The 17,879-nt window shown below is 41.6% G+C and carries 15 protein-coding genes; 7 read left to right on the top strand and 8 right to left on the bottom strand.

Annotated elements, in window-relative coordinates:
* The first annotated feature begins 5 nt into the window (after positions 1 to 5).
* From IM500_RS10685 to kdpC, 3 genes are read left to right on the top strand one after another with little or no spacing between them, the layout of a single operon-like run.
* On the top strand, positions 6 to 938 hold the full coding sequence (locus IM500_RS10685) for a DNA cytosine methyltransferase (RefSeq protein ID WP_287738362.1): 933 nt from the start codon (positions 6 to 8) through the stop codon (positions 936 to 938).
* A 40-nt stretch (positions 939 to 978) separates the two neighbouring features.
* Complete coding sequence (locus IM500_RS10680) at positions 979 to 1,185, top strand: potassium-transporting ATPase subunit F (RefSeq protein WP_190722330.1); 207 nt, start codon at positions 979 to 981, stop codon at positions 1,183 to 1,185.
* A 2-nt stretch (positions 1,186 to 1,187) separates the two neighbouring features.
* A complete protein-coding gene (gene kdpC, locus IM500_RS10675; protein WP_287738348.1) occupies positions 1,188 to 1,832 on the top strand; it encodes a K(+)-transporting ATPase subunit C in 645 nt (214 codons plus the stop codon).
* Positions 1,833 to 1,964: 132 nt separating this feature from the next.
* Here kdpC and IM500_RS10670 read toward each other — a convergent pair whose 3' ends face one another.
* On the bottom strand, positions 1,965 to 2,648 hold the full coding sequence (locus IM500_RS10670; RefSeq protein ID WP_190722328.1) for a YdcF family protein: 684 nt from the start codon (positions 2,646 to 2,648) through the stop codon (positions 1,965 to 1,967).
* A 3-nt stretch (positions 2,649 to 2,651) separates the two neighbouring features.
* On the bottom strand, positions 2,652 to 5,285 hold the full coding sequence (locus IM500_RS10665; protein WP_287738346.1) for a DNA gyrase/topoisomerase IV subunit A: 2,634 nt from the start codon (positions 5,283 to 5,285) through the stop codon (positions 2,652 to 2,654).
* Between the two features lie 82 nt (positions 5,286 to 5,367).
* Here IM500_RS10665 and IM500_RS10660 point away from each other — a divergent pair, with 82 nt between their 5' ends.
* Positions 5,368 to 5,772: a response regulator gene (locus IM500_RS10660; protein WP_190722326.1), complete on the top strand. Its 405-nt coding sequence runs from the start codon at positions 5,368 to 5,370 to the stop codon at positions 5,770 to 5,772.
* Positions 5,773 to 6,022: 250 nt separating this feature from the next.
* On the opposite strand, the gene IM500_RS10655 is transcribed toward IM500_RS10660, so the two are convergent.
* Together IM500_RS10655 and dndC are read right to left on the bottom strand one after the other, a co-directional pair.
* Positions 6,023 to 6,715 (bottom strand): M15 family metallopeptidase, encoded by a 693-nt coding sequence (locus IM500_RS10655; RefSeq protein WP_287738345.1) that lies wholly within the window; start codon positions 6,713 to 6,715, stop codon positions 6,023 to 6,025.
* Positions 6,716 to 6,785: 70 nt separating this feature from the next.
* Positions 6,786 to 8,375, bottom strand: a complete 1,590-nt coding sequence (dndC, locus tag IM500_RS10650; protein ID WP_190722324.1) for a DNA phosphorothioation system sulfurtransferase DndC — start codon at positions 8,373 to 8,375, stop codon at positions 6,786 to 6,788.
* A gap of 227 nt (positions 8,376 to 8,602) precedes the next feature.
* On the opposite strand from dndC, the gene IM500_RS10645 reads away from it, so the two are divergent.
* Positions 8,603 to 9,811: a DNA sulfur modification protein DndB gene (locus IM500_RS10645; RefSeq protein WP_052278590.1), complete on the top strand. Its 1,209-nt coding sequence runs from the start codon at positions 8,603 to 8,605 to the stop codon at positions 9,809 to 9,811.
* Positions 9,812 to 9,969: 158 nt separating this feature from the next.
* On the opposite strand, the gene IM500_RS10640 is transcribed toward IM500_RS10645, so the two are convergent.
* Both IM500_RS10640 and IM500_RS10635 read right to left on the bottom strand, forming a co-directional pair.
* A complete protein-coding gene (locus tag IM500_RS10640) occupies positions 9,970 to 10,704 on the bottom strand; it encodes an SDR family oxidoreductase (RefSeq protein ID WP_079206637.1) in 735 nt (244 codons plus the stop codon).
* 38 nt (positions 10,705 to 10,742) lie between these two features.
* Positions 10,743 to 11,531 carry a class I SAM-dependent methyltransferase gene (locus IM500_RS10635; protein ID WP_190722322.1) on the bottom strand — a complete coding sequence of 263 codons (789 nt, stop codon included), beginning with the start codon at positions 11,529 to 11,531 and terminating at the stop codon, positions 10,743 to 10,745.
* A gap of 376 nt (positions 11,532 to 11,907) precedes the next feature.
* Between IM500_RS10635 and IM500_RS10630 the strand changes: the two genes are divergently transcribed.
* Both IM500_RS10630 and IM500_RS10625 read left to right on the top strand, forming a co-directional pair.
* Complete coding sequence (locus IM500_RS10630) at positions 11,908 to 12,234, top strand: mannose-binding lectin (RefSeq protein WP_052278278.1); 327 nt, start codon at positions 11,908 to 11,910, stop codon at positions 12,232 to 12,234.
* Between the two features lie 185 nt (positions 12,235 to 12,419).
* The gene (locus IM500_RS10625) at positions 12,420 to 12,578 is read left to right on the top strand and encodes a microviridin/marinostatin family tricyclic proteinase inhibitor (protein ID WP_002750786.1); all 159 of its coding nucleotides are present in this window, start codon (positions 12,420 to 12,422) and stop codon (positions 12,576 to 12,578) included.
* A gap of 164 nt (positions 12,579 to 12,742) precedes the next feature.
* Here IM500_RS10625 and IM500_RS10620 read toward each other — a convergent pair whose 3' ends face one another.
* A complete protein-coding gene (locus IM500_RS10620; protein WP_079207068.1) occupies positions 12,743 to 13,222 on the bottom strand; it encodes a hypothetical protein in 480 nt (159 codons plus the stop codon).
* Between the two features lie 277 nt (positions 13,223 to 13,499).
* Complete coding sequence (locus IM500_RS10615) at positions 13,500 to 17,756, bottom strand: non-ribosomal peptide synthetase (protein WP_287738340.1); 4,257 nt, start codon at positions 17,754 to 17,756, stop codon at positions 13,500 to 13,502.
* Between the last annotated feature and the right edge of the window lie 123 nt (positions 17,757 to 17,879).

The following is a 17,879-nucleotide window of genomic DNA, read 5'->3' as shown; positions in this document are numbered from 1 at the left end:
GCAAAATGATCACAATCGATTTATTCGCTGGTTGTGGTGGTTTATCTTTAGGTTTCCAGAAAGCGGGGTTTACTATTGTGGCCGCATTTGATAATTGGATACCTGCTATAGATGTCTATAGAAATAACTTTAGTCATCCGATATTTAATGTCGATTTATCTAGAGAATCTAGCCAAGAAATATTTGCTCAATATAATCCTGAGATTATTGTCGGCAGCCCTCCTTGTCAAGACTTTTCCAGTGCTGGGAAGAGAGACGAGGGTTTAGGACGAGCGAATCTAACGCTCACATTCGCCGAAATTGTAACTGGAGTAAGTCCGCAATGGTTTGTTATGGAAAATGTGGATAGAATTGAGAAAAGTAAAATACTCACTCAAGCAAAACAAATTTTTAAAAGCCATGGTTATGGTTTAACTGAAAAAGTTATCAATTCTTGTTACTGCGGAGTTCCTCAAACTAGAAAAAGATATTTTCTGATCGGTAAAATGAAGGAAGAAGATGATTTTTTAATCGATGAGATCAATGAAAATCTATCAAGTCAACCTCTGACTGTATTTGACTATATGGGCAAAGAATTAGATATAGAATACTATTATAGACATCCTAGAAGCTATCAAAGAAGGGCGATATTCAGTATTTATGAACCTAGCCCTACTATTCGAGGAGTAAATCGACCAGTTCCCAAAACCTATCGACAACATCCCGGGGATGCTTGTCATCTTAAGGAAAAATTAAGACCGCTAACAACGAGGGAGCGAAGCTATATTCAAACTTTTCCTAAAGACTTTATTTTTACAGGAACAAAATCTAATCTAGAACAAATGATTGGCAATGCTGTTCCTATTAATTTGGCTAGATATGTAGGCCAATGTATTCTTAACTATGAATTGAAAAAGGAGAACAAGACAACCTATCGACAACTACAGCTATTTTCTTGATTTACTGGCAAAAACAAATCTCCAAAAAACTCTAATTCTTATGAAAGCAGCCCCTAGAAAATACCGATTTTTCTGGTATATTTTCTTAAATTTCTGTCTAACAATTCTTTTCTCCTCCATCGTTCAAGCTTCTACGGGAAGCACTATCGATAGGGGGCAAGCCTTCGCATTAACCCTTTTAGGATTAGTCGCTTTTGCTTTATTTATCTACCTATTCCTTGTCATCTTTATACCGGAGAGGTTTTAATCATGAGTTTTGCACGCGATGCCGGTAGAGCCATCCGTTCTACCCTAGTTCTCTGGGTAATTACTGCCCTGATCTATCCTTTCTCGATGATCGCCATCGGTCAAATTCTTTTTCCCTGGCAAGCGAACGGGAGTTTAATTACCAATAATCAAGGTCAAGTGGTGGGTTCGGCTCTAATTGGGCAACCTTTCACCAGCGATCGCTATTTTAATAGTCGTCCGAGTACCACCAACTACAGTACGGCCGATCCGAAAAACGATCCTAACAAAGTCCTGCAAACCGGAATTTCGGGGGCGAGTAACCTAGCTCCCAGTAACCCCCTGTTGATCGAGCGAATTAAAGGAAAACCCGATCCCGACCCGAAAAAAGCACTGGAGGGGGAGATTCCCCGATTAGAGAAGACGGGAATTAAACCCACCGCAGCTCTGGTGTACACCTCCGGATCGAGTCTCGATCCCCATATCACCCCGGAAGCCGCCAGAGCGCAGATCGAGCGGGTGGCGAGGGTGCGGGGATTACCGACGAATCAAGTGGAGATCCTCGTTACCAAAAACACCGATGATCGCTTTCTCGGCATCTTCGGCGAACCGGGGGTTAACCTGCTGAAACTGAATTTGGCTCTAGATGCGATCGCAAATTCCCGATAGGGTTTCTGATGCTAAATCCTGTTTAAAAGGTATAGGAAAGTGGGAAGAGAGAGTTTGCCTTTAAAAACCCCAAGTTAGTAGATTTACAAAAATGGGATGCAGCCGCTAAAAAACTAACTGGGAGATTATTGTTTAGCTGATCTTACCTTGAGATTCACATTGAAAACCTTCATCTTGCCAAGCTTCCAAATCAACGGAATTTAAGGGAATGACTTGCCAACAGGGGGGATGGATTAATTGTCCCACAAAAGCCCAAATTATACTTCTAGTCAGATCTAACCCAGTTTTTAGCTTTGATTCGTGATTACCGGGGATACCAATTTCTCGGACTGCATCGATTTCTACTGCTATACCGTGGGATTGCAAGTGAATTTCTGCTAACCATTTAGCGCGGGGTAAATGAGTAGGAGAGGTGACAACTTTTACTTTATGTACTCCCCATTGTTTTAAAATTGGCACGGCAAAGAAAAAATTGCCGAAGGTAGAATCAGCACACTTTTCTAACCAGACGTTAGTTTTTGGCGCTTTTGCCCGTTCAAATAGTAATAAAATACAGGGGTCTTTCGAGCCTTCGGAAATCAAAATCGGTATATTGGGGTATTGCAGGGCCAGATTAGCTGCATAAATTTCCCGACGAATGCTGCCCCCCAAAACTAAGATGGCATCAATGGGTTTTTGTTGATTAATTGGCAAGCGGACGGCTAAATTAATCGCTAGATTAAGGATAATAAACCCAAAAACCAGAATCAGAGTTAGTTTTAACCATCTTTGCCAATTTCGGTGTTTACGCACAAAATTTTTCGATTTTTTCCCCATTGTTTAGAGATGGTGTAACAATTGTGCTTTGATAATTTTTTCTGCGGGGTTGAGTTTGACTAATTGTGAACCTGTCCCGTCTTTACCCGTAACTGTCACAGTCTCTACCTCTAAGGGTAGTTTTCGATTCTGATTGGTACTTAATAACACTATACTCCCCTCCCGGGCCGCTACCATGGCCGCTAAACTATCCTGTTTGTTAACGAATTGTAAAGCGGGTGAACCAAGATCGCCTAATTGTGATAAGCGTAAATTCTCGATCGCCAGTCTTTTCCCGTAACCTAATCCCGAAATCAGCAGCAGATTTTGCCGATGAGGGAGAGAAACACAGCCGGCTAGATGTTCCCCGTAGCGCAACCGCAAAATTGCTAAACCCTGGGCAGATTTACCCATCATTGGCAATAATTCCTCGCGCACGGGATAACGCAACACCCGACCGCTACTGGTGGCGATCACTAAGTCCAGACCCTCGTGAGTAAAAACAGCGCCATACAGGCGATCGTCTTCTTTCAATTTCATGAGGGACAAACCCCGACTACCAACCCCCTCTAATTCATCGATGTGAAGCCGCTTTATTCGCCCCTGTTGACTCAGTAAAAGCAATTCTTGACTTTTTTGAGGTTCCGTCAAGAAAAATTGATTTAACACGGCTTCTGAATCTTTTTGGGCGGTTTTGGTCAGCAGACTGGAGATTAACACCGGTTGATTGTCTTTTGGAGGAACTTCCCGGGTAGCAATCGGGTAAGCTTTAGCATTATCGAGGATAACTAGGAAATTTTCCCGTTTTTCGATCGCCTGTTGATAGATAATTAAACCCCGGTCCGGCACTCGCTCTTCTGGTGTCGTCCAACTAATTTTATCTTCGGCATCAAGCAATAAAATCGCATTTTCTGGGGGTTCTTGGGGCGTAAATAGGCTTAAAATCGGTTCATTCTCACTCTCAGACTTTTTCTTAACTTTATTCTCCTGTTTTTTAACCACAGAATCCAATTTCTTCCCTGCTGTCTCCTGTCTCCTCTCTCCTGTCTCCTGTTTTTTAACAGCAGAATCCAATTTCTTCCCTGCTGTCTCCTGTCTCCTCTCTCCTGTCTCCTGTCTCCTGTCTCCTGTCTCCTGTCTCCTGTCCCCCGACTTCCCGGTGCGAATTTTTGTCCGTCTGCTATCGGCGAATTTTTTCTTTAAAGAGCGCAATTCTTTTTTCAGAGACTTGAGAAACTCCTGACGGTTATGGAGGAGGGTTTCCAGCTGTTGAATTTTTGTTTGTAATTCCGTCGCTTCCGTCTCTAATTTTTGTCTTTCCAAACCGGTTAGACGACGTAGGGGCATAGCCAAGATAGAATCAGCTTGAGCGTCACTAATGCCCAATTCTGCCTGAAAACGATACTTAGCCGTCGTCCCATCGGGAGCATTTTTGAGAATATCCACCACTCGATCGATATTCTGCAAAGCTAATAATAAACCCTCGACTAAGTGTAAGCGATCGCTGGCCTGTTGCAACTCATCGCCATACTGACGGGTGAGAGTCGTTTCTCGAAAGCGCAAGAATTCCTGTAAAACTTGTTTTAAAGATAACTGCCGGGGTTGATTATCGACCAAAGCGAGGATAATCGCCCCAAAATTAGTCTGTAGGGCCGTTTGTTGGTATAAAGCCGCCAAAACCTGCTGCGGTTGACTTTCCCGCTTTAATTCAATCACCACCCGAATGCCTTCGCGATTGCTTTCATCGCGGATATCGGCAATTCCCTCCAATTTCCCTAAATTGACTAATTCGGCGATTTTTTCGATCCATGCCGCCTTATTCACCTGAAAAGGCAACTCAGTAACCACAATTGCCGTCCTTTCCCTTCGGCGCTTGCCCTCAATGATAATTGTTTCAGTTTTCGCCACTCCGCGCACGGGAATAATCCCCCTACCGGTGCGATAAGCCTCCCGAATGCCGGTATCATCTAAAATCTCGCCTCCCGTGGGAAAATCGGGACCGGGGATAATTTCTACTAACTTTTCCTCGCTTAAATCGGGATTATCAATCAAAGCGATTAAACCTTCCACCACTTCCCCTAAATTATGGGGAGGAATATTAGTCGCCATCCCCACCGCAATACCTGAACAACCATTAAGAATCAGTATCGGTAACTGAGCGGGTAAAACAACGGGTTCCTGTTGAGAATTATCAAAATTACTGCTAAAATTAACGATAGCTTCGCTAATTCCCCCCAAAACCGCCTGATCACCGATGCCGGCCAAACGGGTTTCTGTATAACGCATGGCCGCCGGGGGGTCGTTATCGATCGAACCAAAGTTACCATGGCCCGATAAAAGTGGGTAACGACTGGAAAAATCCTGTACCATACGAACCAGTGCCTCGTACACTGACTGATCGCCGTGGGGATGATATTTACCCAAGACATCCCCCACCACCCGCGCACATTTACGAAAAGGGCGATCGGGAGTTAAACCCAGTTCGTGCATAGCGTATAATATGCGACGATGCACTGGTTTTAGTCCATCGCGTACATCCGGCAAGGCTCGCCCCACGATCACACTCATGGCATATTCTAGATAGGATCGTTCCATCTCTTGGTGTAAGGCCGTGGGTATAATTTGACCACTAGCTAAGAAATCCAGTTGTTTGGCCATGAGTCTCTCGTTTTCAATCTGTCTAGCTGTGAATCATAAGGCATTTTGTCCGTTTTAACCTTGTTTATCCCTGAGCATCCCTATGACGACTGTTTTGATTGTAGAAGACGACCCGATTAATTTTCGCGTTTTTGCCAAAATTTTGACCAAACGAGGTGGTCTAGAGGTTAAAGGGACCGAAGACGTGGAAGAAGTGCTTCGTATTGCTCGGGATAAGGAAGCGGACGTGATCTTAATGGATGTCTCCCTCTCCCATAGTGTCTATGAAGGGAAAGCGGTAGATGGCATTAAAATCAGCCAAATTCTCAAAGCTAACCCCGAAACCGCCGATTTACCCGTTATTCTCGTCACCGCTCACGCTATGGAGGGCGATCGAGAGAATTTTCTCAAGCAGAGTCAGGCCGATGGTTATATTTCTAAACCAGTGGTTGATCACCAAGCTTTTGTTAATCAAATTTTGGCGATCATCGATCGGGAGTCGGTGTAAGCTTTGAGTCTTCTTTCGTTAGTATATCAGTATTGATATAGGGTGGGCTGAATAAATCTTAAAACCTTATTGGGTAAGACTTTTAGACTTTTTGTCAATCAAAAAGTACCGGCGACGGAAGTGATTGGGGGGAAAATCCCTGGACTTTTCCTCTGAAAATTAGGTAATTGACCCCCTCAAAATCGGTAAAACTCTACACCCCACACCCCACACCCTGTCCCCACAAGAAACTTTTTGCCGCAAACCCTACTTAATCCTCCACTCTGCCATAGATGGCGTAGGCTCGATCGAGCGACCAGGCCCACATCTGATCCCCTAGGGAAAAATGCCACCATTCCCCCTTATGTCGGCTAAATCCCGCCTCCTCCATCACTTTAGCCAATAAAACTCGTTTTTGATGATAACCCTGTTCTTGCGGGCTTTTTGCGGCGATATAATAATCGGGATGCGATCGCTCACTGATCTCATCGATTTCTCCCCCCATGTCGATGGCTTGTCCCTTCTCGTTCACCAGGGTAATATCGATCGCCGCTCCGGTACTATGGGGAGGCGGAGTGGCGGCATTATCGCTGGGAACCGCCCAAATAGTGTAAACTTCTGTTAAAATCGCTTGACTTTCTGCCTCCGATAGTTTCTCTTTGGCTAATCCTTTTGTGTCTAGGAGAGTCTGAAAACTATAATCGACCATAAATTGTTGCACTTCGATCGGTCGATAGGCATCAAAAATCAGAATTTGCCAACCGGGTTGATAGACTTGCAGACGGTTTTGAGCGTCAATCAGAGCATTTAACACCCCTTGTCGCAAAAAATAGGGAGATTTACCCCGATAATTAGCCCCTAATTTCTCGTAAGCGTGGGGAGAAGGGATAACAAATTTATCTGCGGGTATAGGTACTAGGGGTTCCCCACATTCACGAATAGGAATTTTTTGGTAGGGTTTCATCTCGTCGTCGAGAAACAGTAATTTTATTGATAGTCCACTCGATCGCCAGTTTACGGGTAAAATAAACCCGTTATTCTTCCTCCTCAACGGTTGTAGGGAACTTCATACTGGCCCAAGTTAACTGTTTTTGCGGGTCTTTTTCCGGTTCACTAAAACTCTCTTTGAGTTGTTCTTTCACCTGAGCAATATTGCCACTTTGAGCAGCATTCTTTAGATCATAGACATAACGAGCATTTTCGATCGCTTCCTCTTTACTACGAGAACTAGATTCAAAGCATTTTTCTAGGTCTTTGTAAATACCCTTGCGAGAGATTTTGAGAAAATATTGACGTTCTGTATCGATAAGTTTAGCCAATAATTCTAGGTGCATGGAATCCTCGGCACAGATATCCGCGAGTATATCCCATTCTTCACTCCCCAAAAGATTATTATCCGCCCCCGGTCGCGGGTCTTGAAAAGTTTCTCCAGTCACTTGTTTATAAATCTTCGGTAATTGGTCATCAAATTCGTGCTTTTCTTCCCTCCAAATCCGGCGAATTTCGCTGAGTTCCTCCGTGGTAATTAGGGTAATATCTTTCATCTCCTCTGGGGCATTAGTACGCACGCTCTCCTGAGCTTCTAATACCCTTCTCAGCCAATATTCTCGCCATTGTTTAGTATAGGGTCCCGGTATGGGTTCGATCTTGTCTGAACCAAAAAGTTCAACCTTGCCATAAATACGGCGAAAATCTCGCCTTTCTCTGTCGTTTTTTAAGTCTAATTCGTTGCGAAGCTCTAAAAGTGGTTGTAACCATTCTTTTTCTTCGTCATTCTGTATCATTGCCTCCATCGATTTATCTTTATTCACCAACGTACAAACCCAACAACCAAAGCGCGAATCTCCACAGCTAGGAGTGGAAGTATCTACCACTAGGGGACATTCATTATCCGCAGTCGCTCCTCGATACATTGCTAATAATTCTTTGTTATCTCCTCCCCAGGGATTTTCCCACTGCATTAAGTACATCCATACTTCATCAGTACGCCAATCTTCTATGGGAGTATAAATCAAAGAGTTGATTAAACGTCCATTGGGGCTTAATCTGTCACGAACTCTACCTATTTCATGTTTTTTCATGGTGATTGCTCGCGCTTGACTTTCAGCCTTCCTAATTCCTAGCACAACAATAGTTTCACAATGAACTCTGACTAAATTGCGAATAAAGTTATTGACAGGCTGAATTTTCATGCGATCAGTACACCAACGAAAGCCGTGCCTTGGAGCAGGATATCCTTTTCCTATCAAACAAACCCAGAAAGTAGCGTCAACTTCAGGATGCAGTAGATGCGATTTAACAGGCATTTGTTGCTGTTTTGCCGCTTCTGTAAGCTGTCTAATACATCTGCGTACCCAAGTAGAAACAATTGGGTTTTCAACAAAAGTATCGGTAGTGATGACATGAATGGTTTTGTGTCGCTTCTCTAATGGTAAGGCAGCGATCGCATTCCAGATTAACTGCAATATACTTGTACTATCTTTTCCCCATGATACTCCCACAACCCAAGGAATAGTATCTGCACAGTATAATTCCTGTATTTCTTGAGTTAAATAATTTAACTCCTCGACAAACTCCGCAATAGTACGGATAGGCGACTTATCTGATTTGAGGGTATCTGTCATAAAAAGTCCGTATTTCTCTCGATACTGAGTGTCTCAAGGATGACTACAGAGTTTCGCCTAAAGATGAAGTATGACGGGATTTGGCATCATCCTTGGGCGATCAGCTGCTGTTCCTTGTTCCCTATTCTGGCGTTCCCTATTCCCCAAAACGAAAACTTCGTGCCTCATCATTAAGATAACTGCTATAATATATGATTATTGAGTGTTTTTTGGTATTTTTTTCTATTATGTCTGATATTGCAGCTCATTCTTCAGATTTGACTCAACAACTGAATCAGGTACTGGAATACTACTTTTCTGAGCATTACAGAGAGAAATGCTATCTTGGGCTAGTTTTCCAACAAGGAAAACGAAAAATGGTTCAAATAAACGTTCCCGCTCATGATTTACCAACCTTGCTCCAAGCAAAGCCATCTACAGGGAACGATCCCGATTCAGGAAAAAATCGCCCAGAGGTTCAAGGACATACAGAGGAAGTTAAAGAATATATCCTTAAGCGGATTAAACAAGATAAACCATGGATTTTAGGAACTCTAACAGCTAATGTTGATCCAGAAAAAATTAAGCTGATCGATCTTGCTCGTGGGCTATGCTTGGTTGTAATTGGGCGTGGAATCAAATTAGATATTACAGATGGTCAACATCGTAAACGCGCTATTCACGAATTGATTACAAATTCTGAGGGGGAACTAATCGGTGATAATGATTTTCCTATTACTTTGGTCTTGGAAGGGGATTTTAGACAATGCCAAACTGATTTTAGAGATATGGCTCAAACAAGACCTTTAGATAAATCATTACTCCTTTCCTTTGGTGAATTTGAAGGACGGGTGGGTATTACTAAAAATTTACTCTATCAAGTGTCTATGTTTGATGGTAAAACAGAAGCTATCAAAGATCAAACTTCGTTAAAAAAGAAACTTATTTATACATTTAACTATGTGGCTAAATTAGTAAGTTTAGCATTTGATAACGACATTAGTTCTGATTTAACAGAGATAAGCGTTGAAGAATCATCTGAGGTTTTATCTAAATGTTTAAATCAGTTTTTTCATGAGTGTTCTCAAACTAGAGAAATAGCGGAGAATAGCACAGATAAATTAACCGTTGATCAGTTAACTCAATTTCAGACAAGTTGTATTTTAGGACGTAGTGTAGGCTTAGAAATATTAGGATACTTGTTGCACGATATTTATGATGAAAATAACAACAGTTTTGATAGTGCTAAAATTTCATTGTTGGCTGGATTAGACTGGGCAACTGGTAGTGATCTTTGGAGTGGAAATGTCGTTAAAATAGATCCTAACCCTAAAAAGCCAGCAAATCCTTACAGAATATCTGCGAGCATGAATATGGTAAAACTGGCAGTTTACAACGTAAAAAATCGGCTAGGATGGGTAGAAAAATCTACAAGTTCTATGTTAGATTTTCAATGATCGAGCGCGGCTGACAAGCGATCGCAAAAAAATCGAACTTATGTACTATGATCAACCCTTAATGCAACTTTAAAAACCCACTTCCCACTCCCTCCTATACCCTTTAAACAGGATTTAGTATCACTTTCCCGGGTTGAGGGTTTAAGTCCAGTTAGGGATTAAAGAGTAACTCCACCGTCCACGGGTAAAACCACCCCTGTCATATAGGGGTTGATAATCAAACTCAATACTGCTAGGGCGACTTCTTCGGGTTGCCCTAAATGTTCGACAGGTAGAGCAGAAACCGCCCATTTGCTCAGGTCGGAGCGTTCCGAATCACCTTGACTGGTCCAGATGCTTGTATCTTCTATTAATCCGGGGGCAACAACGTTAACGCGAATAGGAGCGAGTTCTAGGGCGAGGGCGCGTCCAAATACGGCTACGGCACTATTAGCGGCGGCTATGACGGAAATTCCGCCCATTTTGGAATATTTGAACATAGTGACGCTGGATGTCAGGGTAATAGAACCGTCCTTGGCCAAAGTTTTCAGGGAGCCACGCACTGCTAAAAAGGTTGCCCAGAATTTCTCCATACCTCCCCGGGCCGTTTCTGTGGTCATTTCGGTTAATAAGGCTCGCGGCATATTTCTGTCTCCCAGAGAGGTGACTACTAAATGGTCAAAGTTGCCAATTTCTGCAAAAAAGGCATTAACAGAATCTTCTTCTAAAAAATTAACAGTTTTGGCTTCAATCTCCCCGGAAATTAGGGCAACAGCGGCAGCTAATTTCTCTTGAGAAGCATGGGAAAGCACCACTTTTGCCCCCAGGGAGAGCAATTTTTCGGCAATCGCTAGGTCAATCCCGGAGCTTGCACCAATAATAACGACTTTTTTACCCGATAAGGAATCAAACATTTTTTTGTCTCCAAAAATTCAAGAAAAACTTACAACTATTACAGTATATTGACTGGCTTTTGGGCGGCAACTAACCAATAAGTTATGGCCGAGGAACTTAGCAAATTATCCAGAGCCTTAATGTTTAAATTATAGGTTTCTTCGTCTAATTTTCCCGATTGCAATTCCTCTGTTAACCAAGACTTAAGATGGCGAAAATGTCTGAACCAGCACTCCTCCGTCACCTCGACAAATTGAACATCTTTAAACCCTGCCTGTTGATAAAGATTTTGATACTCTGCCCTATCTTTGACCGTGTTTGCTTGGGGAACTGTCCAATCCCCTAAAAGTTCCGTTGTGGCAAAACTCAGATCTGAGAGAATTAAGGTTCCCCCCGGCTTTAATACTCGCCAAGCTTCTTGCAAGAATTGCCGCCTAGTATTAAAATAAAAAGCCGCTTCTACACAAATAATTTGCTCAAAAGAATGATCGGCAAAATCCATCTCTACCGCATCCATTAACAGAAATTTACCCTCGGGAAAATTCAAGAGACTTCTGGCAATTTGTGTCGGAGAAATGTTAATCCCCACAATTGCTGTCAATGGGTAATATTTGAGAAGATAATGGGTAGTTGCTCCCAAACCACAGCCAACATCAAGAATTGTTCCCTGTTTGTTGGGAATAAATTCTAAAAGTTTCTCCATCAGAGTAGAGGATGCTTCCTGTTGATCTTGAGTATGGGAGAGCCAATAACCGACATTAAAAAACTCTCTTTCACCATAAAACTCTCGAATCGAAGGACTACAAATTAAATCATCGAATCTACTAATCCATTCATTTTTATCCATTGTTAAACTCACTTAACTGTTTCGGCAAAAACTACATTAGTTTAACACGATTTGGCTTAGTAGAGCGGGAAGTACCCACTTTCCGCACTTCTTAACATTCAATTAATAATTTTTACTAATATATTGCTTACAATCCTTTGCCAGTAAAGATTATAGCTACAATCATGGATTTTGATCAAGGTGAAGAATTGTCAATTTTTTTCTCAGAAAAAATCAATTATTGAAAATGTTCTTAATAGTAGTTTGTACAATGAAGGTTTTTCGTCAAAACATCTTGGGGAATGTAAAAATATATAAAAGTATATGAAGATGTGCGGAATGTCGGCCGTTAAGGCACTATGCTGAATCATACTGTTTTTTAAAACACAGAGTTGTCATGCCTAATTTTTCGCACACTTGTAGCAGTATCAACTACGACCCTAACAGCACAATCCTGAGTGCTGAGTGCCAAGCTCGCGATGGAGAATGGCTCCCTACCGAACTGAGGCTTAGTGACCATATCGGTAATATAGATGGGGAATTGCAGTTCGGGGATCAAAACTTCCAAGAAACCTGCCAAGATTGTCACCTTGAGTTCGGGGATGGAGAGCAATCCGTATGGTTGGTGTGTACTTGTCAAACAATGGATGGGGAATGGAAACCTACGCAAATACTGTTAGACAGTCAGATCGATAATAACGATAGCCAACTGGAAATCGGATAGGGTAGGAGAGGACGCAAGAAATCCACGATTCCGCTATCTGTTGGCTAGGAAACCTACACTTACCCGCAAGAAAAGTGTAGGTAGTTCACCAAGTATTTGACTTGAGTAAGACGGCAATATATGTTACTATCGCAAGGTAATCGCAGCTATCTTGAAAAAGCTGCCACTCAAAACTAGGAATGACCATGAATTATCCTAATAGCGAACAGAGTAAAGCAATCCCCTTCTTTGCTCGTTTTTTGTCTGCGGACCAAGACGAGGCTCCGACTCCCGATTCCCCCCCCGATTCTGAACCGGCTCCCGTTTGGACTTGGAAATGGCCTTCTGACTGGGAAGATAGTTAATTAATTTAAAGATTGCTTTCAGTAATTCAGACAGAAATAAACTACCGCCATAAGTCAAGCAGGAGTAAGATTTATGGCGGTTTTTTGTTGTATTTAGGGTTTGCTGAAAAAGTCAATTTGCCGGTGAGGGCAGCGGGGGGAGAAAGTGCTTAGTCAAGTCACAACTACTCTTCAGCAATTTCGACTTCTTTCGGAGCAATGGGTTCTTCGGCAGCAATTTCTACTTCAATAGCCTTTTTAAGGTTAAGTTTTAGAACTTGAGAAATTGGCAAACCTTCCACCTCATTGATGAGATATTCTTGAGTTTCTGTTTCACGACGTTTGAGATAGACCGTTTTAAGCAGTGCCTCAATGCCATAACCCGTAACAATGTCACCAATAATGGTAGAGATGCCTAAGACCCCAAGTCCACCAATTAGTCCCAGCGGACCGCCTAACCCAAAAAGTGCGTAAATCGCAGGATAGGCAGTACCACCAGATGCGGCAACAGCAATAATGAAAATAATGCCGGGGAGTCCCAGAGAAGCAAGTTTTTGAACAACTTCATCCAGAGAAATTCCCCAGGAGACAAGTTTTTTGTTGATTTCTGTGGGATTAATTCCGAGAAAATCATTGGGAATGGCCGTTTCAGTAGTTTCCGTCATTGATGAGACTCCTAAAATCACTAAGTTGGATTGGTTGGTCGGGATTTCACTCATATAAAATCCATGGTAAGGCAAAAGAATACAAATCGGCTGTCTAGCAATCAGATGCCTTGCAGCATTTTACATTAGTCTTACCGTTCACACAACTTGTAGAAAATCGTCAGTTCTTAGATTAAATCCTGTTTAAAAGATAGATGAGATTGGGGAGAAACAATTGATAACTGGGTTTTTCAAGTTGGATTGGGAGTTAACCATAGTCTTAAAAACGGGTTTGGTATCAAATCTCAAGGCAAACTTTTAACTCTTCGGCTAAAATCTGGACATGGGGTTCTACCATAATCGAGACATGATTTCCTAGGACGAAATGAATCTCAACTGGCTCTGTAGAAAATTCACTCCAGCCTAAAGAGGAATCCTCGCAATCTCCAGCTATTAAATCTTTATTTGGATCATCAGCTAATTCCTCCCTGGCCCGTATAATCGTAATTTTACCAGGATAAATCTGTTTAGGGAGATAATCAATCAGACATAAACAGCTAGTTTTATAGGCTTGGACAATTTTTTCAAGCTGCCTAGTTTCCGCATTGGGAGGAAGCATATTAGCCAGTTTAAAAAAGTTTAAGGCGTATCTTAATTGTTCCTCCACTGTTAAGAGTTGAAGAGTTTTATAGGAAATATCGATGGTTTTATCTAAATAAACTTCGATACCTTTGCTGACTTCAGCTAACCATCGCGCATGATCCCAATTAATATAATCAAGCAAAATTTGTTTGTCTTTATAAGTGGGTGCTGAAGAATCAATGATTGCTAGTAATGCCACTTGTTGACCCTGATTAACCAACTGTTGAGCCATTTCAAAAGCCACATTACCACCGTAGGAATGTCCTCCCAAAAAGTAGGGGCCTTGGGGTTGTAAATCTTGCATGGCTTTAAGATAAATACTGGCTATATCCTCAATACGAGTGATTTCTCCAAACTGTTGATAGAGATCATTTTCAAAACTGTAGAAAGGTTGATCTTTTCCTAAACAACGTCCTAAATGGTAAAAATAAAATGGTCGTCCCCCGGCGCCTGGAACACAGAAGAAAGGAGGCTTTGAACCCTGGGGTTGAATGGGAACCACACAAGACTGGTTAGAGGAATCTGCATCGGTTTGGATAATGGTCGCTAACTGTTCAATAGTTGGGTTTTGAAATATTGTAGTTACGGCAATTTCTTTGCCTAACTGTTCTTGAATTTGGGTGATTAAATAAGGAGCTAAAAGGGAATGACCACCGAGGTCAAAAAAGTTATCATGCACGCTAATTTTGTCAATCTTTAGCACTTTTGACCAGATTTGCACGAGGTTTAATTCTAACTGATTACGCGCTTCAATAAATCTGTCTGAATCACTGGTATTACTAGGAGCTTTTAACGCACGACGATCAATTTTTCCGTTAGCTGTTAAAGGGAAAGACTCCAGTAGCACAAAAGCACCAGGAACCATATAACCGGGCAATTTATGGCTAAGAAATTGACGCAAATCGCCACTTGTTAGCTTTACTCTTAGCTTAGGTACAATATAGGCAACTAACTGTTTTTCCCCGGGATTGTCTTCACGAACAATCACACAGGAAGACTGTACCGCCTGATTTTGACTAAGTACAGCCTCAATTTCTCCCAATTCAATACGGAAGCCGCGAATTTTTACTTGATTGTCAATCCGTCCTACATATTCAATATTACCATCGGGTAAATAACGGGCTAAGTCTCCCGTTTTATATAATTTTGACGGCTCATTGCCCCCCTTATTAAGGAGGGTTGGGGGTATCACTTCATCCTTCTCAAAAGGATTAGGAATAAATTTTTCTTGGGTTAATTCGGGACGGTTAAGATAACCTTTGGCTAATCCTGCACCAGCAATATGTAATTCTCCTACTACACCAATCGGGACAGGTTGGAGATAGTTATCTAAAATGTAAACCTGTGTGTTGGAGATTGGACAACCAATGGGAATTGACTTTATTGTTGCCTCTAGTTGTTTAGGAATAGGATAGCAACAGGTAAAAGTTGTACTTTCTGTTGGTCCATATCCATTAATAATTTGCGTCAATGGCAAAGTTTCCAGTGCTTTATGAACATGAGCAACTGAAAGTGCTTCTCCACCAATTAGTAGCTGTTTAATTCCTGATAAAGCTTGGGAATTATCGTCAATAATCTTATTGAACAAAGCAGCCGTTAGCCATAAAATAGTAATGCCATGTTTGTCTATTGCATTTCTTAAACTTGTAGCGGTAGGAATATCTTCCGTAAAAATCACACATCTCGCACCATGTAATAAAGCACCCCAAATCTCAAAGGTAGAAGCGTCAAAAGCAATGGGAGCCATTTGTAAAAATCTTTGTGTTGCATCCAGATGTGCGTAATTTACGCCAAACAAAAGACGGTTAACGCTACGATGAATAACCTCAACACCTTTAGGTTTACCTGTAGAACCAGAAGTATAAATAACGTAGGCTAAATTATCCGCAGAAACTGTGCTGTTCAGATTCTCCGGACTTGCCTGATTAATTTGTTGCCAATCTTTATCTAAACAGATAACAATAGTCTGATGATTTGGCAAGGAATTCTGTAAAGATTCGCAGGTTAATATTATTTTAACTTGGGTATCTTGGAGCATGAAGCTAATGCGTTCTTGGGGATAATCTGGGTCAATAGGAACATAAGCTCCACCGACTTTAAGAATAGCCAATAATCCCACAATCATGTCTAAGGAACGCTCTAGACAAATCCCCACTAATTCCTCTGGTTTTACTCCTAATTTTTGCAGGTAATGGGCTAATTGATTAGCACGACAATTTAATTCATTGTAGGTTAATTTTTGCTCTGAACATACCACTGCTACCGCATCGGGTGTGCGTTTTACCTGTTCTTCAAATAATTGATGAATACATTTATCAGAGGGATAATCTGTGTGAGTTTCGTTCCACAATGATAACAATTGATAACGTTCTTCATCACTTAACATCGATAACTCAAAAATTCCCATATTGGGATTAGCTGCAATCGCAGTTAAGAGATTCTGAAAATGTTGCCCCATTTGGTTAATAGTGGGGGCAGCAAACAAATCCGTACTATAACACCAAACCGCTTCTAAACGATCAGAAACTTCCCAAAAATTTACCTCTAAATCAAATCGCGCTTTAATCTCAACAGATAAAGGCAAACTCTCCATCTTTAAGCCAGATAAACTTGCCTCAGATTGGGGAGTATTTTGCAGTGAGAACATCACCTGTATCAAAGGATTGTGACTTAAATCTCGGTTTAATTGTAATTTTTCTACTAACATTTCAAAAGGCAAATCTTGATGGGCATAAGCTGATAAAGTTGTTTGCTTTACTCGTTCTAATAACTCCAGAAAACTCGGATTTCCCGACATATCACCCCTTAAAGCCAAAGTATTGGCAAAAAAGCCCATTAATTTCTCAATTGCCGAACTATTACGATTAGCGATGGGAGAACCTACCAAAACATCTAATTGACCACTATAACGAGAAATTAGGACAAAAAAAGCCGCCAGTAAAGTCATAAATAGTGTTGCTCCTGACTCCTGACTTAACCTTTTGAGGCGTTGCGTTAAGTCTTGATTCAGGCGAAAAACCTGCCCATCACCCCGGAAACTAGGAATTGGAGGACGGGGATAATCCGTCGGCAATTCTAAAATAGTAGGTGCATCTTGTAACTGTTTTTGCCAGTAATTAAGTTGACGCTCCAAAACTTCACCGGTGAGCCATTGACGTTGCCATACAGAAAAATCGGCGTATTGAATCGATAATTTAGCGAGAGGGGAAGGCAAACCCTGGACAAAGGCCGCATAAAGTTGAGATAATTCATCAAAGAAGATGCTCAAAGACCAACCATCGTAAATAATATGGTGCATCTTCAACAGCAATACATACTCTTGAGAACCCAGTTTAAGTAACTTAAATTGGACTAATGATTCCTTGGCTAGATTAAAGGGTTTTAAGGAGAAAGCAATCGCTATTTCTTGCAGATGTTCTGTTTGTTCATTCTTTGATAAATTTTGTAAATCTTCCAGGGGTAAACTTACGGTTGAAGGGGGAGCAATGCGCTGAATTGGTTGCCCTTCTACCATGGTAAAAGTGGTTCTTAAAATTTCGTGACGGCGAATCAGTTCACTGAGACTTCGTTCTAAAGCCAACAGATTGAGGGAGCCTTCTAACCGCAAAGCTTCCAACAGATTATAGGAATGACTATCGGGAGAAAGTTGCTGCAGAAACCAGAGTCGTTGTTGAGCAAAAGAGAGGGGTAAATCCTGATCCCGTGACACGGGAATAATCTCTAAATCAACAGTATTAGTTGGGATTTTTGCCGCTCTTAAAAAGTCCAAAATTTCAGTTTTTTTGGCGGCGATTTCTTCTTTAATTTCTGGGGTCATAACCCCTTTGGGAGCCTGAAAACGAAGTTTTTCGCCTTCCAGCCATAGTTTAATCTCTAAACCCTTCAAATACGCTAAAAAATCTCCTACTTTCACTTACCAATTGCCTCCAAAGTTGTTGTTAAATTAGCTCTAAATCACGAAGTTTGCCCTGAGGATGTAAAAGTACATCAGATTGCCATTGACTAGGATCAATATTTGTCCTTTGCCGTTTTAACT

It is taken from the genome of Microcystis sp. M179S2, from assembly GCF_020245805.1.
GTDB lineage: Bacteria > Cyanobacteriota > Cyanobacteriia > Cyanobacteriales > Microcystaceae > Microcystis > Microcystis aeruginosa.
This window is presented reverse-complemented; position numbering and strand designations above follow the sequence as displayed.